General features: G+C 65.6%; 12 protein-coding genes, 1 tRNA gene and 1 pseudogene. 5 read left to right on the top strand and 9 right to left on the bottom strand.

Annotated features, from left to right (window positions below):
• Nucleotides 1-50 precede the first annotated feature (50 nt).
• The 4 genes and pseudogenes from DFO47_RS16050 to DFO47_RS21350 form a co-directional block, all read left to right on the top strand.
• A complete protein-coding gene (locus DFO47_RS16050; RefSeq protein ID WP_133832278.1) occupies nucleotides 51-1,355 on the top strand; it encodes an NAD(P)/FAD-dependent oxidoreductase in 1,305 nt (434 codons plus the stop codon).
• Nucleotides 1,356-1,403: 48 nt separating this feature from the next.
• Nucleotides 1,404-2,924, top strand: a complete 1,521-nt coding sequence (locus DFO47_RS16045; protein WP_056391249.1) for an APC family permease — start codon at nucleotides 1,404-1,406, stop codon at nucleotides 2,922-2,924.
• Nucleotides 2,925-2,946: 22 nt separating this feature from the next.
• Nucleotides 2,947-4,344, top strand: a complete 1,398-nt coding sequence (locus DFO47_RS16040; protein WP_133832277.1) for an aldehyde dehydrogenase family protein — start codon at nucleotides 2,947-2,949, stop codon at nucleotides 4,342-4,344.
• A gap of 562 nt (nucleotides 4,345-4,906) precedes the next feature.
• Nucleotides 4,907-5,002, top strand: a pseudogene (locus tag DFO47_RS21350) (recombinase family protein); the annotation flags it as partial.
• 556 nt (nucleotides 5,003-5,558) lie between these two features.
• Here DFO47_RS21350 and DFO47_RS16030 read toward each other — a convergent pair.
• Nucleotides 5,559-5,640, bottom strand: a tRNA-Leu gene (locus tag DFO47_RS16030).
• Between the two features lie 203 nt (nucleotides 5,641-5,843).
• On the opposite strand from DFO47_RS16030, the gene DFO47_RS16025 reads away from it, so the two are divergent.
• Complete coding sequence (locus DFO47_RS16025; protein ID WP_009358190.1) at nucleotides 5,844-6,449, top strand: response regulator; 606 nt, start codon at nucleotides 5,844-5,846, stop codon at nucleotides 6,447-6,449.
• 132 nt (nucleotides 6,450-6,581) lie between these two features.
• On the opposite strand, the gene pyk is transcribed toward DFO47_RS16025, so the two are convergent.
• From pyk to DFO47_RS15985, 8 genes are all read right to left on the bottom strand, one after another.
• Entirely contained in the window at nucleotides 6,582-8,072 is a 1,491-nt protein-coding gene (gene pyk, locus DFO47_RS16020) for a pyruvate kinase (protein ID WP_043423794.1), read from the bottom strand.
• Between the two features lie 64 nt (nucleotides 8,073-8,136).
• Nucleotides 8,137-9,594, bottom strand: a complete 1,458-nt coding sequence (locus DFO47_RS16015; RefSeq protein WP_133832276.1) for a glutamate synthase subunit beta — start codon at nucleotides 9,592-9,594, stop codon at nucleotides 8,137-8,139.
• On the bottom strand, nucleotides 9,587-14,200 hold the full coding sequence (gene gltB / locus DFO47_RS16010; RefSeq protein WP_109863998.1) for a glutamate synthase large subunit: 4,614 nt from the start codon (nucleotides 14,198-14,200) through the stop codon (nucleotides 9,587-9,589). The genes DFO47_RS16015 and gltB overlap by 8 nt, the downstream gene beginning before the upstream one ends.
• A gap of 260 nt (nucleotides 14,201-14,460) precedes the next feature.
• Entirely contained in the window at nucleotides 14,461-15,642 is a 1,182-nt protein-coding gene (gene lgt / locus DFO47_RS16005) for a prolipoprotein diacylglyceryl transferase (RefSeq protein ID WP_133832275.1), read from the bottom strand.
• Nucleotides 15,643-15,645: 3 nt separating this feature from the next.
• Entirely contained in the window at nucleotides 15,646-16,458 is an 813-nt protein-coding gene (gene trpA / locus DFO47_RS16000) for a tryptophan synthase subunit alpha (protein WP_133832326.1), read from the bottom strand.
• Between the two features lie 11 nt (nucleotides 16,459-16,469).
• The gene (gene trpB / locus DFO47_RS15995) at nucleotides 16,470-17,789 is read right to left on the bottom strand and encodes a tryptophan synthase subunit beta (protein ID WP_133832274.1); all 1,320 of its coding nucleotides are present in this window, start codon (nucleotides 17,787-17,789) and stop codon (nucleotides 16,470-16,472) included.
• A 127-nt stretch (nucleotides 17,790-17,916) separates the two neighbouring features.
• On the bottom strand, nucleotides 17,917-18,735 hold the full coding sequence (trpC, locus tag DFO47_RS15990; protein ID WP_109864001.1) for an indole-3-glycerol phosphate synthase TrpC: 819 nt from the start codon (nucleotides 18,733-18,735) through the stop codon (nucleotides 17,917-17,919).
• Nucleotides 18,735-19,022 (bottom strand): HGxxPAAW family protein, encoded by a 288-nt coding sequence (locus DFO47_RS15985; RefSeq protein WP_018761156.1) that lies wholly within the window; start codon nucleotides 19,020-19,022, stop codon nucleotides 18,735-18,737. Before DFO47_RS15985 ends, trpC begins: the two co-directional genes overlap by 1 nt.
• Between the last annotated feature and the right edge of the window lie 102 nt (nucleotides 19,023-19,124).

Raw genomic sequence — 19,124 nt, 5'->3', positions numbered from 1 at the left:
CCGCCAGCTGATCAATTCCCAGAATCGTTTTGAAAGCAAAAGAGCCGAACGTGACTAACACCAACCCAACCGCGGAGCAAGCGGACGTCATCATCATCGGTGCCGGCTTCGCTGGTCTCACCGCCGCCCGCGAGCTCCGCCAGGCCGGGCACTCCGTCGTTGTCCTCGAAGCACGGGACAGGATCGGAGGGCGCACCTGGCTGGACGAGCAACTGGGCCGTCCCTTAGAGATGGGCGGGACATGGGTGCACTGGACCCAGCCCTATGTCTGGTCCGAGATGAAGCGTTACGGGCTGGGTACCGTACAAAGCCCGGTCCCTGAGACGGCCTACTGGTGGGCCGGCGGTGAGCGCCACGAGGGCACCCCGGAGCAGTTGCTGGGCGATATCGACGAACCGAACCGGAAACTCATGAACGAGTCCCGAACCTACTTCCCGCAGCCGTTCAGCCCGTTCATCAGCCCGGACATCAAAAGTATTGATAATGTCTCGCTGCCCGAGAAATTCACCGAACTCGGACTCTCGCCCTACTCCCGCGACATCCTGGAATCGTTCTGGGCACTGAACTTCAACGGCCCCGTTGACCACGCAGCCTTCACCCAGGCCCTGCGGTGGGTGGCGCTGACCAACGGCGACTGGATGGTCAACTTCGAAGCCTGCGCGACGTTCAAGATCCAAGGCGGCACCGGCAAACTGATCAACAGCATCGCCGAGGGCACTGACGTACGGCTCGGAACGACGGTCGCCGCAGTCGAGTACGCCGGCGACAAGGCGTCCGTTATCACCAGCACCGGCGACACCTTCGAGGCAGGACACGCGATCTGCACCGTGCCCCTCGGCGCTCTGGGAACCATCGGTTTCCAGCCCGCACTGCCGGCTCCGGAGCAGCAGGCCATCACCGAGGGCCAGGTCTCCAAAGGCATTAAGGCCTGGATCACCGTCAAGGGCGAGGTCAAGCCCTTCGTTGCCCTCGGGGCCGCGGACTGGCCCCTGAACTACGCTCAGGCGGAATACGACCAGGATGGCAACACCATCCTGGTGGCCTTCGGCCCCGACACCGCCCGCCTCGATGCGACCGACCTCCAGCAGGTCCAGGCCGCCGTCGACCTCCTTGTGCCGGACCTTGAGGTCCTGGACGTCGCCAGCCACGACTGGACCAGCGATCCCCTCTCGGGACAGACCTGGCCTATGCACCGCACGGGATTCCTCACCGAATCCCTCCCCAGTTTCCAGCAGCCACACGGGCCCCTGCTGTTCGCAGGTTCCGATTACGCCAACGGCTGGGGTGGCTTCATCGACGGAGCCATTGAAAGCGGAATGGAAGCAGCACACACTATCAACCAGCGTCGCGCCTAAGCCTGCACGGCTACCCCAAAGAATCCTCAAAGAAGGTTGACATCCACCATGTCAAAGACAGAAACATCCACGGGTTCAACCGCGGCAACGACGCCGGGCACCGACCTGAAAAAGGGCTCCATCGGAGTCCTCGGCATCCTTTTCTTCGTCCTCTCCGCCCAAGCACCACTGACCGGAATCGCGGGGGCATCCGGCCTCACGGTGTTCCTCGGCAACGGGGCCGGGGCTCCCGGGGCCTACCTCACGGTCGGCGTCGTCATCATCATCTTCGCCGTCGGATTCATCGCCATGAGCCGCAGGATCCGCGCCAACGGCGCCTTCTACGCTTACGTCGGGGCAGGTTTGGGCCGGCATACAGGTGCCGGCGCCGCCTGGCTGGCGCTGCTGGCCTACGGCACCGTCCAGGCCTGCATGTACGGGCTCTACGGCGCCAGTCTCAGCGCCCTCGTCGCGACCTACACGGGAGTGACCATACCGTGGTGGCTGCTGGTGCTGGTCACCATGGGCGCCGTGCAGCTCCTGGGTTCAAGGAACGTTGAACTCGGAGCCAAATTCCTGGCCTTCCTCGTGGGCGCCGAAGTTGCCATCCTGCTCGCCTTCGGCATCAGCGTGCTGGCCTCAGGAGGAGGACCCGAAGGAATCAGCCTTTCCGCCAGCTTCTCACCGGCCGCGATCGCAGCAGGGGCACCGGGGGTGGCCATCATGTTCGCCGTAGCGTCCATGTTCGGCTTCGAATCAACCGCGATCTACTCCGACGAGGCGAAAGATCCACGGCGCACCGTTGCCCGGGCCACCTACCTCTCGGTCAGTGTCATTGCCATCTTCTTCGCCTTCATCACCTGGATGCTCGTCTCCTACTACGGCCCGACAGCCGTACAGGGAGCCGCCGGCGCAGCGGTCGAATCCGGCGACGCCACCTCGTTCTTCTTCGCAGCAGCCGTCGACAAACTCGGTGCCTGGGCCGGCCCGGTCGGGGGCGCCTTCCTCATCACCTCGGTCCTGGCGGGCATCATCGCCTTCCACAACGCCATCAACCGCTACCTCCACTCCCTGGCCCAACGCGGCTCCGTCCCAGCCCGCCTGGCCCGGACCAACTCCCACGGCGCACCCTACGCCGCCGCGTACGTTCAGACCGCGATGGCCCTGGTGATGACAATCCCGTTCGCGATCCTGGGGCTGGACCCGGTCCTGACCCTTTTCGCCTGGTTCGCCGGCGTCGCGGTTGTTGCGTTGCTGGTCCTCTATGTCCTGGCATCGGTGGCCGTCGTCGTCTTCTTCCGCCGCCACGGCGGGCAGGGGATCTGGCAGACACTTATCGCCCCGATCCTGGCCGTAATCCTGATGACCGCGGTGCTCTGGTCGGTGGTCAGCAACTTCACCACCCTCATTGGCGGTGACGCCGTCACAGCCAACTGGCTGCTCGTGATGGTCCCGGTCGCCTTCATTGCCGGCATGGCCCTGGAGCGCCGCAACCGAAGCGAACACACCATCGAATTCACCGACACCGCCGTCACAGCCGAACCCGCTGCGACTAGAGCACGATTCGTCCCGCCAGCTCCAAGCAACTGAATACCCAGATAAGAGGGATCTAATGAACACCACACCCGTCCTGACCGAGGGCTCCGTTGCTGCCCGGACCATCTTCAATCCCGCCACCGGTGAACCCGTCGGAGACGCCCCGGTGCATACGGTCGCGGACCTGCAGCACGCCATCGACGTGGCAGTCGCCGCCCAGCCCGGCTGGGCCGAGCTCGGCCACGAGGCACGGTCCGCTGCACTGTTGAAGGCCGCCGACGCCATCGAAGCCCGCGCCGAAGAACTCGCCCAGCTGCTTTCCCGCGAGCAGGGCAAACCGCTGAACGGCCCCAACGCCTGCTTCGAAGTCGGCGCCTGCGCCGCCTGGCTCCGCGCCGCCGCCGGGACACCGCTCGAAGCCGAAACCCTCGTCGATGACGGTGAAACACGCGCCGAACTGCATTACCGGCCCATCGGCGTCGTCGGGGCCATCGGACCGTGGAACTGGCCCATGATGATCACCGTCTGGCAGGTCGCCCCCGCCCTGAGAATGGGCAACGCCGTAGTGGTCAAACCCTCCGAACACACCCCGCTCAGCGTGCTTGCCCTCGTTGAAACCATCAACGAAGCCCTGCCCGAAGGGCTCCTCACCGTAGTCTCCGGCGGACGCGATGTAGGCGAAGCCCTCGCCTCCCACCCCGCCATCGGGAAGATCATGTTCACCGGCTCCACCGCCACCGGCAAAGCGATCATCAAATCCTCCGCGGACACCGTCAAGCGGCTCACCCTGGAACTGGGAGGTAACGACGCCGGCATCGTCCTGCCCGACGCCGACCCGAAGGCCATCGCCGAAGGCCTGTTCTGGGGCGCCTTCATCAACACCGGCCAAACCTGCGCCGCCCTGAAACGCCTCTACGTCCACGACGACATCTACGACGCCGTCTGCGACGAACTCACCAACGTGGCCAAGGCCATGCCAATGGGTAACGGCCTGGACGAAAACAACGTCCTCGGACCGCTGCAGAACAAGGCACAATACGAAATCGTCGCGAACCTCGTGGAGGCCGCCAAAGCCTCCGGAGCCCGCGTCCTCCTCGGCGGAAACCCGGACACCGACCAGCCCGGCTACTTCTACCCCACCACCCTCGTGGCCGACATCGACAACAACAACCCACTCGTCGCCGAAGAACAATTCGGCCCCGCCCTGCCCATCATCCGCTACAGCACCATCGACGAAGCAATCCAGAAAGCAAACGCCCTCGACGTCGGACTCGGCGCCTCCGTCTGGTCCTCAAACCCCGCAACAGCCCGCAACGTCGCCGCCCGCATCCAAGCCGGTACCGTCTGGATCAACAAACACGGCGCCGTCGACCCACGCATCCCCTTCGGCGGCGCAAAACAATCCGGCTACGGCCTCGAATTCGGTGCTGAAGGACTCAAACACCTCGGCGTCCCCCAGGTAATCAACGGCTAAATTTTCCCTTCTGGATAGCCCGCGTCTGGCCACCACCGATCAGGGGCGGGTTATCCATTCACATCTGCCTCTGCAAAGGATGAACATGTCAAAATCCCATCACCGAACCCATCAGGAAGTCACCGACTGGTCATCCCTTCAGCCGGGCGACGCAGTCGCTATCTCCGACGATCTCCACTGCCCGGATCCGGCATATGTTGAAATAACAGCGCCCGAGCTCGGTGTTCTATGGATTCGCCGGCCAAAGATCGGGGAACGGCGGCTGCTCCACACCGAAACCCACCGCATCTGGCGCCTAGTCCCGAACAGCCCGAGCTGAACAATAGACTTCGGCCGCGAGAAACTGCTTGTCGGATCCCTCCGACACCGGTTTCGCTGGAGAACCAACCTCTCATCTCTCATGTGTCTCGAAAAGCAAAAGCCTTCCAAGACACCCCTTTACGGCCAATCAAAGGAATAGGGTTCTGCGTCATACCGTGTTTCCTGACGTCTCGCTAAGTCGTCTCAGCGAGGGAGGTCTTAGCAGTGCCTTCAAGAGGCCTTTTCGAGCCACAGTGGCAACGTGAGACACCTTGGCTATACACGGGTCAGTTCATCCAGCCAGGACGCGCAGCTGCAGCTCGACGCGCTTGTCGCGGCCGGGGTCTGTCGCGTGGACAGGCTCGGCCTGACAACGACAATCACGCTGAGTGCCGGCAGGTCCTCTGACTCGGTTCGCAATAATCAAAGGCTCTGCGAACTAAGGCCATAGCTGTTCATGAGCTGGACGGCATGTGCAGTGATCAGAACTGTCAGGGATTACGCAAGCTCAATAACTTCGTCCTCGAAAAGCAGATATAGGTGTGGACACTGTACACATTCCGTTTGACAAGACAAAAGCACGCGGGCCACCCTTTCTACCGGTCCTTCAGACCGGCCTGCGGCAGCACAGGAGAGCAGGTGCGTAAAGGTCATGTTGTCCCACTCCCCCGCGGCATGAATAGATGTACGCCACCACGGCCAACCCACCAACATAACCGGAACGAGGAACCGCAGACCCGCACGACAGCAGGCGGAAGGCCAACCAGCCAGGGCCTTGAATCCGCTACCCCACACACCTGAAAAGGCTCCGCGGCAGCCAGGCCCACAGCCCGCGACCCAGCCGTCAGAGGGGCGGCACCACACGCCATGTCCACACGTAAAGCAAAAAGCCCCTCCGACGAGGGGATCTGCTGTGCCCGAGGTGGGACTCGAACCCACACACCTTTCGATACCGCATTTTGAGTGCGGCGCGTCTGCCAATTCCGCCACTCGGGCGCGGAATACATGGAGTGAAACGCTACGCCCACAGCTGACTGTGAGCAACGCGATCGCTTCACGTACGCGGAATTACTCTACATGCAGATAGGCTGAATTCCAGAATCGCGCCGCCGTCGCCGCAAACAAACCCTGCAAGCCAAGTACAGCCGCGGTGGCACCTAAGATAGTGATGTCCCGCCGTACCTTTTCAAGGAGATCCCGTGACTGAACAGACGGAGTCCAAGCCCACGTCCCAGCCGGCGCGCCGCGTTATTGTGGCGGAGGATGAAACCCTCATCCGCCTCGACATCATCGAGATCCTGCGCGGCGAAGGGTATGACGTTGTGGGCGAGGCGGATAACGGCGAGAAGGCCGTCCAGCTCGCCGAGGAACTGAAGCCGGACCTGGTCCTCATGGACGTCAAGATGCCCGTCATGGACGGCATTTCGGCGGCCGAGAAGATCGTCAAGGCACGCATCGCCCCCGTGGTGCTGCTGACCGCCTTCAGCCAGAAGGAACTGGTGGAGCGTGCCCGCGACGCCGGCGCCATGGCCTACGTGGTGAAGCCGTTCACGCCCGCCGACCTCATCCCGGCCCTGGAGATCGCGCTTTCCCGCCACGAGGAAATCAAGGCCCTCGAGAGCGAGGTTTCCGACCTCCAGGAGCAGTTCGCCACCCGTAAGCTCGTGGAGCGCGCCAAGAGCCTGCTGACCACCAAGATGGGCCTGACCGAGCCGGAGGCCTTCCGCTGGATCCAGAAGACCTCCATGGACCGCCGCCTCAGCATGCGCGAGGTCGCCGAAACCATCATCAACCAGGTCAACTAGCGCTCCGGCCGGGGCCGAGAGAATTACGACGGCGGCCCGGGCCCCACGCGTAAAGTCCCCTAACGCGCACAGCACCAAAGCAAAGGACCCCTGCCAACCGGCAGGGGTCCTTTGCTTTGTCCGAAGACCAGGCTAGGCCTTCTTCTTCTTTTCCGGCCAGGGGCCGAGCTTTTCTTTGTTGCTGCTGACTTCACCGGCGCGGGTGGAGTCGGCCAGGTCGCCTACCTTGTGCACCTTCAGCGAGTTGGTGGAACCGGCCTTTCCGGGAGGCGAACCGGCGGCGATGACTACCAGGTCACCATCTTCCACAAGTCCCATTTCCTCGAGGCTGCGGTCCACCTGGGCGGTCATGGCGTCCGTGTGGTCCACCATCTGCACCAGTACCGGCTGGATGCCCCAGGTGAGCGCCATCTGGTTCCAGACCTGCTCCACCGGGGTGAACGCGAAGACCGGCTTGATGGGCCGCAGGCGGGACAGGCGGCGGGCGGAGTCGCCGGACTGGGTGAACGCACAGATGTACTTGGCGTCCAGCTGGTCGGCGATTTCGACGGCGGCACGGGTGATGGCGCCGCCACGGGTCTTGGGCTTGGTCCCCAGCGGGGGGACGCGCTCCAGGCCGTGGACCTCGGTGGATTCGATGATCCGGGCCATGACCTTGACCGTTTCGATCGGGTACTTGCCCACACTGGTCTCGCCGGAGAGCATGACGGCGTCGGCACCGTCGAGGACGGCGTTGGCGCAGTCGGAGGCCTCTGCACGGGTCGGGCGCGGGTTGTCGATCATGGACTCGAGCACCTGGGTGGCCACGATGACCGGCTTCGCCCAGCGCCGGGCGAGCTCGATGGCGCGCTTCTGCACGATCGGCACTTCCTCCAGGGGAAGCTCCACACCGAGGTCGCCGCGGGCCACCATGATCGCGTCGAACGCGTCGATGATCTCCGGCAGCTGCTCGACAGCCTGCGGCTTCTCGATCTTGGCGATGACCGGCACGCGGCGGCCTTCTTCATCCATGATCTCGTGCACGCGGGTGATGTCGGACGCATCCCGGACGAAGGACAGGGCCACCAGGTCCACGCCCCGGCGCATTGCCCAGCGGAGGTCGTCCTCATCTTTTTCGCTCAGCGCGGGAACGTTGACTGCCACGCCGGGCAGGTTGATTCCCTTGTTGTTGGACACCATGCCGCCGACGGTCACCTCGGCAACCACCTTGACGTCGTCGACCTCGATGGCGCGAAGGGCCACCTTGCCGTCGTCGATCAGCAGTGCGTCTCCCACCTTGACGTCCTCGGTGAGGCTCTTCAGGGTGGTGGAGCAGATCTCCTGGGTGCCGGGGACGTCCTCGGTGGTGATGGTGAAGATGTCACCAACCGCGAGTGCGTGCGGGCCATCCACGAAACGGCCCAGGCGGATCTTGGGGCCCTGCAGGTCGGCCATGATGGCCACGGCCTTGCCCAGGTCCGCTGCCGCCTTGCGGACGTTTTCGTAGGTGTTGTCGTGCACGGTGTAATCGCCGTGGCTCATGTTCATGCGGGCGACGTCAACGCCGGCCTCCAGCACAGCCAGGGTGTTCTCGTAGCTGGCAATTGCCGGGCCAAACGTAGCCACAATTTTTGCGCGTCTCATATACCTACCCTATTGGTCTCTTGCATTGGTTAAGTTGTCGGCGAGGTGAACCCTCGATGCACCCCTAGAGGACGGCGATGGCGCGGTCCATCGGCGCGACGGGAGCGGGAAGGATAGTGCTTCCCATCAGGTACTTGTCCACGGCTGCTGCGGCGGCGCGGCCCTCGGCGATGGCCCACACGATCAGGGACTGCCCGCGGCCGGCGTCACCGGCAACGAAGACACCGTCGGTGTTGGTCATGTAGTAGCCGTCGCGGGCCACGTTGCCGCGGCCGTCGAAGTCGGCGTGCACCTGTTCGGTGATGCCGGCCGGTTCGGCTCCGGTGAACCCCAGGGACAGGAACACCAGGTCTGCGGGGATGACCCGCTCGGTGCCCGCCTTGGGGAGTCGCTTGCCGTCGACGAATTCGGTTTCGGCCACCTTGACGCCGGTGAGCTTGCCGTTCTCGCCAACGAATTCCACGGTGGACGCGAGGTAGGTGCGTTCGCCGCCTTCCTCGTGGGCGCTGGCCACTTCGAAGAGGTTGGGGAACGTGGGCCACGGCTGGTGGCTGGCACGTTCGGCCGGCGGCTGCTTGCCGATCGCCAGCGTAGTGACGGACGCTGCGCCGTGCCGGTGGGCGGTGCCGAGGCAGTCGGCCCCGGTGTCACCGCCGCCGAGGATCACCACGTGCTTGCCGTTGGCGTGGATCTGGTTTTCAATGGCTTCCCCGGCCACCACGCGGTTGGCGGGTACCAGGTAGTCCATGGCGAAGTGCACGCCTTCCAGGTCCCGGCCCGGGATGGGCAGGTCCCGCGGGACGGTGGCGCCGGTGCACACCACGACGGCGTCGTAGCGCCTGCGCAGCTGCTCCCACGTCACGTCGGTCCCCACGGCCACGCCGGTCCGGAAGCGGGTGCCTTCGGCCTTCATCTGCTCGACGCGGCGGTCCACCTGCTCTTTTTCCATCTTGAAGTCGGGGATGCCGTAGCGCAGCAGGCCGCCGATCTTGTCGTCCCGTTCGTAGACAGCGACGGTGTGGCCCACGCGGGTCAGCTGCTGGGCGACGGCCAGGCCCGCCGGCCCGGAACCCACCACGGCGACGGTCTTGCCGGTCAGGCGCGTCGGCGGCAGCGGGTTGACCCAGCCGTTCTCGAACGCCTCGTCGATGATGGAAACTTCGACCTGCTTGATGGTGACGGCGGGCTGGTTGATCCCCAGCACGCAGGAGGCTTCGCAGGGGGCGGGGCACAGCCGGCCGGTGAACTCGGGGAAGTTGTTGGTGGCGTGCAGCCGCTCAATCGCTTCCTCGCCCTTGTCCCGCCACATGAGGTCGTTCCACTCCGGAATGAGGTTCCCCAGGGGGCAGCCCTGGTGGCAGAACGGAACGCCGCAGTCCATGCAGCGGCCGGCCTGCGCCTTCAGGACGCCTTTCTCCTGCGCTTCGTAGACTTCCTTCCAGTCCATGATGCGCACGGGAACGGGACGGCGCGGCTGGGTTTCACGCTGGCGTACTTTCAGAAATCCGCGTGGATCAGCCACCGGTCACCTCCAGGATTCGAGACCATACTTCTTCGCCGTCGGGGTCAAGGCCCTCTTCGATGGCGTCAAGACGGGTTTGCAGCACGGCCGCGTAGTCGCGCGGCAGCACCTTGGTAATGCGGGCAGCGGTGTCGTCAAAGTTTTCGAGGAGCCGCGCCGCCAGCTGGGATTCGGTTTCTTCGATGTGCTTCACCAGCAGTCCATGGACAATGTCGCGGTCCTCGGCGTCGAGCTCGCGCAGCTGCAGCTCGCCGGACTCGAGGGCCTGCTTGTTGACGCGGGTGGTCCGCAGGTCCAGCACGTAGGCTGTGCCGCCGGACATGCCGGCGCCGAAGTTGCGCCCGGTGCGTCCCAGGATCAGCGTCTGGCCGCCGGTCATGTACTCGCAGCCGTGGTCCCCAATGCCTTCGACGACGGCCGTGGCACCGGAGTTGCGGACCAGGAAGCGTTCGCCCACCTGGCCGCGCAGGAACATCTCGCCGCTGGTGGCGCCGTAGCCGATGACGTTGCCGGCGATGACGTTGGTCTCCGCCTTGAAGACGTTGGTACGGTCCGGCCGGACGATGATCCGGCCACCGGACAGCCCCTTGCCCACGTAGTCGTTCGAGTCGCCGAACAGCCGCAGGGTGATGCCCGCCGGCAGGAAGGCGCCGAGCGACTGGCCGGCAGTGCCGTTCAGCGTGATGTCGATCGTGTCCGTGGCCAGCACATCGGTGCCGTAGGTCTTGGTGACGACGTGGCCCAGCATGGTGCCCACGGAACGGTCGGTATTGATGACGTCCACGTTGATCTTCACGGGGCTACGGTCCGTCAGCGCCTCGGTGGCCATGGTGATCAGCCGCTGGTCAAAGTGCTTGTCCAGCTCGTGGTTCTGGCCGGTCATGTTCCGCAGCGGCGCGTCGTCGTCGAACTCCAGGCCGTGCAGGATCGGGTCCAGGTCCAGGCCGTCGGCCTTCCAGTGGTTGACCGCGTCGCGGGCATCCAGGACTTCCGCGTGGCCTATGGCCTCTTCGAGGCTTCGGAAGCCAAGCTCGGCAAGGATTTCACGGACTTCCTCAGCCAGGAACTCGAAGAAGTTGACCACGAACTCCGGCTTGCCGCTGAAGCGGGCACGAAGCTCCGGGTTCTGGGTGGCAACGCCCACCGGGCAGGTGTCCAGGTGGCAGACGCGCATCATGATGCAGCCTTCCACCACGAGCGGGGCGGTGGCGAAGCCGAATTCCTCGCCGCCCAGCAGGGCGGCAATGACGACGTCACGGCCGGTCTTGAGCTGGCCGTCGACCTGGACCACCACGCGGTCGCGCAGGCCGTTGAGCATCAGCGTCTGCTGGGTCTCGGCCAGGCCAAGCTCCCAGGGGACACCGGCGTGTTTGAGCGAGTTCAGCGGCGAGGCGCCGGTTCCGCCGTCGTGCCCGGATACCAGGACGACGTCGGCCTTGGCCTTGGTCACGCCGGAGGCCACGGTGCCGATCCCCACTTCGGACACGAGCTTCACGTGCACCCGTGCGGACGGGTTGGCGCGCTTGGCATCGTAGATCAGCTGTGCCAGGTCCTCAATCGAGTAGATGTCGTGGTGCGGGGGCGGGGAGATGAGTCCGACGCCGGGGGTCGAGTGGCGGGTCCGGGCCACCCACGGGTAGACCTTCTGCGCCATCAACTGGCCGCCTTCGCCGGGCTTGGCGCCCTGGGCCATCTTGATCTGGATGTCGTCGGCGTTGGTCAGGTAGAGGCTGGTGACGCCGAAGCGGCCGGAGGCGATCTGCTTGACCGCGGAGCGGCGCTTGGGGTCCAGCAGGCGGTCCACGTCCTCGCCGCCTTCACCGGTGTTGGACTTGCCACCCAGCTGGTTCATGGCGATGGCCAGCGTCTCGTGGGCTTCCTGGGAGATGGAGCCGTAGCTCATGGCTCCGGTGGAGAACCGCTTGACGATGCTGGAGACCGGTTCCACTTCTTCGAGCGGAACGGAGGGGCGCTCGTTCTTGAACTTGAGCAGCCCGCGCAGGGTCATCAGGTTGGTGGATTGGTCGTCCACGCCCTTGGTGTAGGCCTTGAAGATGTCGTAGCGGCGCTCACGCGTGGCGTGCTGCAGCCGGAAGACGGTCTCCGGGTTGAACAGGTGCGGTTCGCCGTCGCGGCGCCACTGGTACTCGCCACCGCCCAGCAGGGGCCGGTGCGGCTGTTCGATGCCGCCTTCCGGGTATGCCATCTGGTGGCGTGCGGAAACTTCGGCAGCGATAACGTCCAGGCCAACGCCGCCGAGCTGGGAGTGCGTGCCGGCGAAGAATTCGTCCACCAGTTCCTGGCCCAGGCCCAGTGCCTCGAACGTCTGGGCGCCGGTGTAGGACGCAACAGTGGAGATGCCCATCTTGGACATGATCTTCAGGACGCCCTTGCCGAGGCCCTTGATCAGGTTGTAAACGCCGTCCTGCGGGGTAACCCCGGTGACGTCGCCTGCGGCAATGAGCTGTTCCACGGATTCCATGGCCAGGTAGGGGTTGACGGCGGACGCGCCGTAGCCGATCAGGACGGCCACGTGGTGCGTCTCGCGGACGTCGCCGGCCTCCACCACCAGGGCGGTCTTGGTGCGGTTGGCGCTGCGCAGCAGGTGGTGGTGCACGGCGCTGACCAGCAGCAGGGACGGGATCGGGGCCCACTGGGCGTTCGAGTCACGGTCGGAGAGCACGATGTACTGGACTCCGCGGTTGATGGCGCCGGAAACCTGCTCGCAGATCTCGGTCAGCCGGGCGCGCAGTGCGTTCTCGCCACCCTCCGGGCGGTACAGGCCGCGGACCTTCATGGCCACGCGGTTGCCGTCGGCGTCCTCGATGTTGGCGATCTTGGCGAGCTGGTCGTTGTTGATCACCGGGAACGGCAGCTGGACCTGCGGCTGGCGCACCTGCTTAGTGTCCAGCAGGTTGCCGTTGGGGCCGATGGCGCACGTCAGGGAGGTGACCAGTTCCTCGCGGATGGCGTCCAGCGGCGGGTTGGTCACCTGCGCGAAGGACTGCACGAAGTAGTCGAAGAGCAGGCGGGGGCGCTTGGACAGGACCGCAACGGGGGTGTCGGAGCCCATGGCGCCGAGGGGTTCGGCGCCGGTGCGGGCCATCGGGCCGAGCAGGATCTTCAGTTCCTCGGTGGTGTACCCGAAGGTGCGCTGGCGGATGTTCACCGACGCGGCCGTGTGCACCACGTGCTCGCGCTCTGGCAGGTCGTTGAGGTCGATCAGGTTGTCCTTGACCCACTCGGCCCACGGGTTGGCCGCGGCGACTTCGGCCTTGACCTCTTCGTCGTCGATGATGCGGCCGGCCTCGGTGTCCACCAGGAACATCTTGCCCGGGGAGACGCGGCCCTTCTTGACCACCTTGGAGGGCTCGACGTCGATCACGCCCACCTCGGAGGCGAAGACGATCAGGCCGTCTTCGGTGATCCAGAACCGGCCGGGGCGCAGGCCGTTGCGGTCAAGGGTGGCACCCACCAGGTTGCCGTCGGTGAAGGAGACGGCGGCAGGGCCGTCCCACGGTTCCATCAGCAGTGAGTGGTACTCGTAGAACGCGCGCCGTGCCGGATCCATGGTGGCGTGGTTTTCCCACGCCTCGGGGATCATCATCATGATCGAGTGCGTGATGGGGCGGCCGGAGAGCCAGAGCAGCTCGGCGACCTCGTCGAAGGACGCCGAGTCCGATGCACCCGGGGTGCAGATGGGGTACAGCTCTTCGGGAGAGTCGCCCAGCAGAGGGTTGGCCAACTGTGACTGGCGGGCACGCATCCAGTTCCGGTTGCCCTTGACGGTGTTGATCTCACCGTTGTGGGCGATGGTCCGGAACGGCTGCGCCAGGGGCCAGGACGGAAAGGTGTTGGTGGAGAAGCGTGAGTGGACGATTGCCAGCTTGGTCTTGAAACGCTTGTCCGAGAGGTCCGGGTAGAACGGCTCCAGCTGCGCGGTGGTCAGCATGCCCTTGTAGACGATGGTCCGGGAGGACAGCGAGGGGAAGTAGACGCCGAACTTGTTCTGGGCGCGCTTGCGGATCCGCCAGGCGCGGGAGTCCAGTTCGTTGCGGTCCAGTTCCTCACCATTGGCCGAGGCCAGGAAGGGCTGGGAGAAGTAAGGCATGCAGGCGCGGGCCATGGCGCCCACGAGGTCGGCGACAACAGGTACCTCACGCCAGCCGAGGACCTTCAGGCCTTCGTCGGCGGCGAGGCCCTCGATGCCGGCCTTGGCTGCGTTGGCCTCACGCTGCTCGGCAGGCAGGAATGCCGTGCCCGCCACGTACTGGCCGGGGGCAGGCAACTCGAACTCGGTCACCGCCCGGAAGAACTCGTCGGGGATCTGCATGAGCAGGCCCGCGCCGTCGCCCGTGCCCTCGTCGGCACCCACGGCACCGCGGTGTTCAAGGTTGCGCAGGGCCGTCAGGGCGGCATCGACGATGTCATATCCGGGCTCGCCGCGCAGGGTCGCGATGATGGCGAGGCCGCACGCGTCCTTTTCCTGCTCCGGGTTGTAGAGCCCGGCAGCTTCCGGCATGGCGGCGAAGCGCTTGAACGGCGACAGTGCAGTCTCAGGCTGGTCCGGTTCGGACCAGCTGGGAGTGTTAAGAGTTTGGGTCATGGGAGACGTCCTTCCTCCTGATCGTGCGTATGGAAGGGACACCGTTGGCCCCACTCGTCGGCGCCGTTGCAAGGGCACAACAAAGTGTTGATTACTGGAAATTGTAGGTCAGCGCAGCCTGCTGAACTAACGGTTACGCAGGCACCTGCCCGGGGCTTCATCCGTCAGCATCTCTTTGCTGCCAGGAGTGGCCCCATGCCACGACATTGTGGTTTCGGGCCCTTCGAGCGGTGGCTCTGCTGCCCTGCCTGGCCGGCTTCCTATTTACCGGCGCCGGCCTCCGATGCGGGTCCTGTGGCTGTGCTGCCGGATGTTCCGGAAGCCGTGGCATCCGTGCCAGGCTTGGAGCCTGCCGGAGCCGCCGCGGGTTCTTCCGTGGAATCGGAAGCATGCCGGGAACCGCTTTGGTTATCAGGGAGATTACCACGCGAATCACTATCTGAGACAACAGTGTCCGGATCACGGACCTCCTGTGCGTCGTCGGCGGCTGCCCCGGGCAGGGCTGCTTCGGCCGCGGCTCCTTCGGCCGGTTCACGGCCGGGCAGGTAAACGGTGTCCGGCTCCGGCCGGCCCTTGAGTCCCAGCAGGAGGAAAGCAAGCAGGGCGGCCAGGAACACGAAGATGCTGGTCCACACGTTGAGCCTGGTGGTGATGCCGAGGATGTTGATCTGTTCGGCGTCGTCGATGCGCAGCAGTTCGATCCAGACACGGCCCAGGGTGTAGTACATGGCGTAGAGCCAGAAGAGCCTGCTCCGGCGGAAGTGGAAGCGCCTGTCCAGGGCGAGCAGGATGAGTACCCCTGCCACATTCCAGAGCGATTCGTAGAGGAAGGTCGGGTGGAACAGGGTATCCGCCGGCAGGCCGGCCGGGAAGTTCGGGTTGTTGGCGTCGATCTGCAGCCCCCACGGCAGCGTGGTGGGGCCGCCGAACAGTTCCTGGTTGAAGTAGTTGCCCCAGCGTCCCAGGGCCTGGGCCAGGAGCAGGCCGGGTGCGGCGGCGTCGACGAAGGCGCTGAGCTTTACCCCGCTGCGGCGGCAACCGATCCAGGCACCGACGGCTCCCAGGACGACGGCGCCCCAGATTCCGAGCCCGCCGCGCTGGATCTGCGGAATCAGCGAGAGGTCGCCGGTGCCATCGAAGCCGGGGCCGAAGTAGGCATCGGGGGACGACACCACGTGGTACAGGCGCCCGCCAATGATGCCGAAGGGAATGGCCCAGATGACGATGTCCCAGACGCTGCCTTCGGGGGCCCCGCGCTTGGCCCAGCGGACGGAGGTCAGCCACAGGCCAACCACGATGCCGGCCAGGATGCACAGCGCGTAGGCGTGGATCCGCAGGCTGCCCCACGGCAGGGGGATGTCGAACCCGGACCAGCTGGGGCTGGGGATGCTGCCCGGCACCAGTGCGGGTGCCAGGGCGGCTGCCTGGATCAGTGCCTGCATGGGTTATGCCCCGTCCGTGGTGTGGCCGGCTTCCGGCGCAAGGCCGGTGCTGAGGTCCTTGGTGAGCGTAGCGACGGCATCCACTCCCCCGTCGCGGAGGGCCGCAACCAGGGCGGTGCCCACAATGACGCCTTCGGCGTAGGCGGCGATCTCGCGGACCTGGTCCGCGGTGGAAACTCCGAGGCCTACGCAGACGCGTTCCGCTCCGGCGTCGTGCGCGGCGGCAACGACGTCTTTGGCGGCGGTGCTGACGGACGTGCGGGCACCGGTGACGCCCATGATGGAAACGGCGTAGACGAACCCGCGGCTTGCATCCACGGTCCGCTGCATGCGCTCGGCGGTGGAGGACGGGGCCACCAGGAACACCCGGTCGAGGCCGTACTTGTCCGACGCTGCCATCCACTCGGCGGCCTCGTCCGGGATCAGGTCCGGCGTGATGAGCCCGGCTCCCCCGGCCTCGGCCAGGCGGCGGGAGAATTCGTCCACGCCCATGCGGACCACGGGGTTCCAGTAGGTCATGACCAGGACGGCGGCGTCGGTCTTGCTGGTGATGCCGGCGACGACGTCGAAGACCTGCTTGACGTGGAAGCCCTTGGCCAGTGCCTCGGTGGTGGCAGCCTGGATGACCTGGCCATCCATGACGGGGTCGGAATAGGGGATCCCGATCTCGATCAGGTCCGCGCCGTTCTCCGCCAGGGCGATGCCGGCGGCGATGGTGTCCTCGACGCTGGGGTAGCCGGCGGGGAGGTACCCGATCAGTGCCGAGCGGCCCTGGGCGCGGGCGCGGTCAATGGCGGCTGCCGACTTGCTGGTCATCTCTGCGCTGTTCACAGCTGCTCCCCCTCTTTGCCGATTTCCGATTCGGCGGAATCCTTGTCAAGCAGGTCAAACCATTCGGCGGCGGTGGCCACGTCCTTGTCGCCGCGGCCGGAGAGGTTCACGATGATGATCTTCTCCGCCGCGGTGGCGGGGTCTTCGGCGGCGAGCCGTTGGCCCACCTTGATGGCACCGGCCAGCGCGTGCGCGGATTCGATGGCGGGAATGATGCCCTCGGTGCGGCACAAAAGGCGGAAGGCTTCCATGGCTTCGGTGTCGGTGATGGGTTCATAGCTGACCCGTCCGATGTCCGAGAGGTAGGAGTGTTCCGGGCCGACCCCGGGGTAGTCCAGGCCGGCGGAGATGGAGTGTGATTCGATGGTCTGCCCGTCGTCGTCCTGCATCAGGTAGGAGCGGGCGCCGTGCAGGACGCCGGGCTTGCCCAGCGAAATGGTGGCGGCGTGCCGGCCGGTCTCCACACCGTCGCCGCCGGCCTCGAAGCCGTAGATCTTCACGGACGGGTCATCCAGGAAGCCGTGGAAGATGCCGATGGCGTTGGAGCCGCCGCCGATGCAGGCGCAGACGGCGTCGGGGAGCCGGCCCTCCTGCTCCAGGATCTGGGCACGGGCTTCCTCCCCGATGACCTCGTGGAAGTAGCGGACCATGGCGGGGAACGGGTGGGCTCCGGCCGCTGTCCCGAGCAGGTAGTGGGTGTTGGCGACGTTGGCCACCCAGTCCCGGAGGGCGTCGTTGATGGCGTCCTTGAGGGTCTGTGATCCGCTGGTGACCGGGATGACCTTGGCACCCAGGAGCTCCATCCGGGCAACGTTCAGCGCCTGCCGGCGGCAGTCCTCGGCGCCCATGTACACCACGCAGTCCAGCCCAAGCAGGGCAGCGGCGGTGGCGCTGGCCACGCCGTGCTGGCCAGCGCCGGTTTCGGCGATGATCCGGGTTTTGCCCATCCGCTTGGCGAGCAGCGCCTGGCCCAGGACGTTGTTGATCTTGTGCGAACCCGTGTGGTTGAGGTCCTCCCTCTTGAGGAACACCCGCACTCCCCCGGCATGCTGGGAGAACCGCTTGGCTTCGGTCAGCAGCGACGGCCGGCCGGAGTAGTTCTTGTTCAGGTCGGCAATCTGGGCCCGGAAGTCGGGGTCGTCCTTGGCCTTGTTGAAGGTTTCCTCAAGTTCGTCCAGGGCGGCGATCAGGGACTCGGGCATCCACCTGCCACCGTAGCCGCCAAAGTACGGCCCCGGCGCGTGGCGGAGGGATCCACCCTGCAGGAATGCTTCCGCGGTGTTGTTCTCAGCGTGCCCTGAGGGTGCGTCGGCCATCAGTCCCGTCCTGTTCCAAGTTGATCGGTCAAAAGTGTGCTGTTCCAGCCTGGGCCGGATCGGTGGTTGCAGGCACTGCGGTGCCGGCCCGTGCCGGCACCGCAATGCAGGGTGCGCCGGGGTGCCGTCAGCGCGCGGCGATCGCGGCGGCACCCGCGGCAGCGAATTCGGCGATTCGTTCCCGGGGAGTCGCATGGCTCACCAGGGCCTCGCCCACCAGTATGGCGTTGGCACCGTTTGCGGCGTAATGCGTGACGTCCTCGGCGTCGCGGACGCCCGATTCGGCGACCACCACTGCGTCGCCCGGGATCAGGCCCGCCAAGGAGGCGAAGACTGAACGGTCGACGTCGAGCGTCTTCAGATTGCGCACGTTGACGCCGATGATCCGGGCGTTCGCCGCCACGGCGCGCTCGATTTCCTCTTCGGTGTGGGTCTCCACGAGCACGTTCATGCCCAGTTCGGCGCTGAGGGCGCTGAACTCGGTGAGTTGGGCGTCGGAGAGTGCGGCAACGATCAGCAGGATGAGGTCGGCGCCGTGGGCACGGGCCTCCCAGACCTGGTACTCGTCAAGCGTGAAGTCCTTGCGGAGCAGCGGGACGTCGACGGCGGCGCGCACGGCGTCAAGGTCGGCGAGGGATCCGTTGAATCGGCGCTGTTCGGTGAGGACACTGATGACGGACGCGCCGCCGTCGGCGTACTGCCTGGCCAGCGACGCCGGATCCCCGATGCTGGCGAGGTCGCCCTTGGAGGGGCTGCGGCGCTTGATTTCCGCGATGACTTTCAGCTGTTCCCGGGTTGCGGAGGTGCCGCCGAGAGCCGCCCAGGCGTCGCGTGCGGGCGCGGCGGCCTGGGCCCGGTCCTTCAGCTCAGCCAGCGAAACGAGACGCTTCCTGGCCTCCATGTCCTCCCGGACACCGGCGTTAATGTCGTCGAGAACAGTTGCCATCAGTGGCCGGAGTTCTTCAGCTTGCTGCCTTCGACGCCGTAGCCTGCCTTGCGCATGACGTAACCGAGGATCAGCCCGATCACCATGACCACGGCTCCGCCGATGAAGATGGGGGTGCTGGCGATGACGAACGCGATGGCTGCGATGAGCGCGCCGACGAGCATGACGATGACGCAGGTCCAGGCGGCCGGGCTGTTGCCGTGGCCAAGTTCCTGGCTGTGGTCAATGACGCCGGGGGCCACCGTGCGGGTGCCGGACGTGGAAGCGGACGCAGGTGCTTTGCTCATGGAAATCTCCTCAGGATGGATACTGCTTACATTCTGCCATTTTTTGGTTGCCGCCCGCGTACCGTCAGGCGTCCCGCCGGTTCCGGCGCCGGCGGCGGCGCC

Source organism: Arthrobacter sp. AG258, from assembly GCF_004364695.1.
Lineage (GTDB): Bacteria > Actinomycetota > Actinomycetes > Actinomycetales > Micrococcaceae > Arthrobacter.
This window is presented reverse-complemented; position numbering and strand designations above follow the sequence as displayed.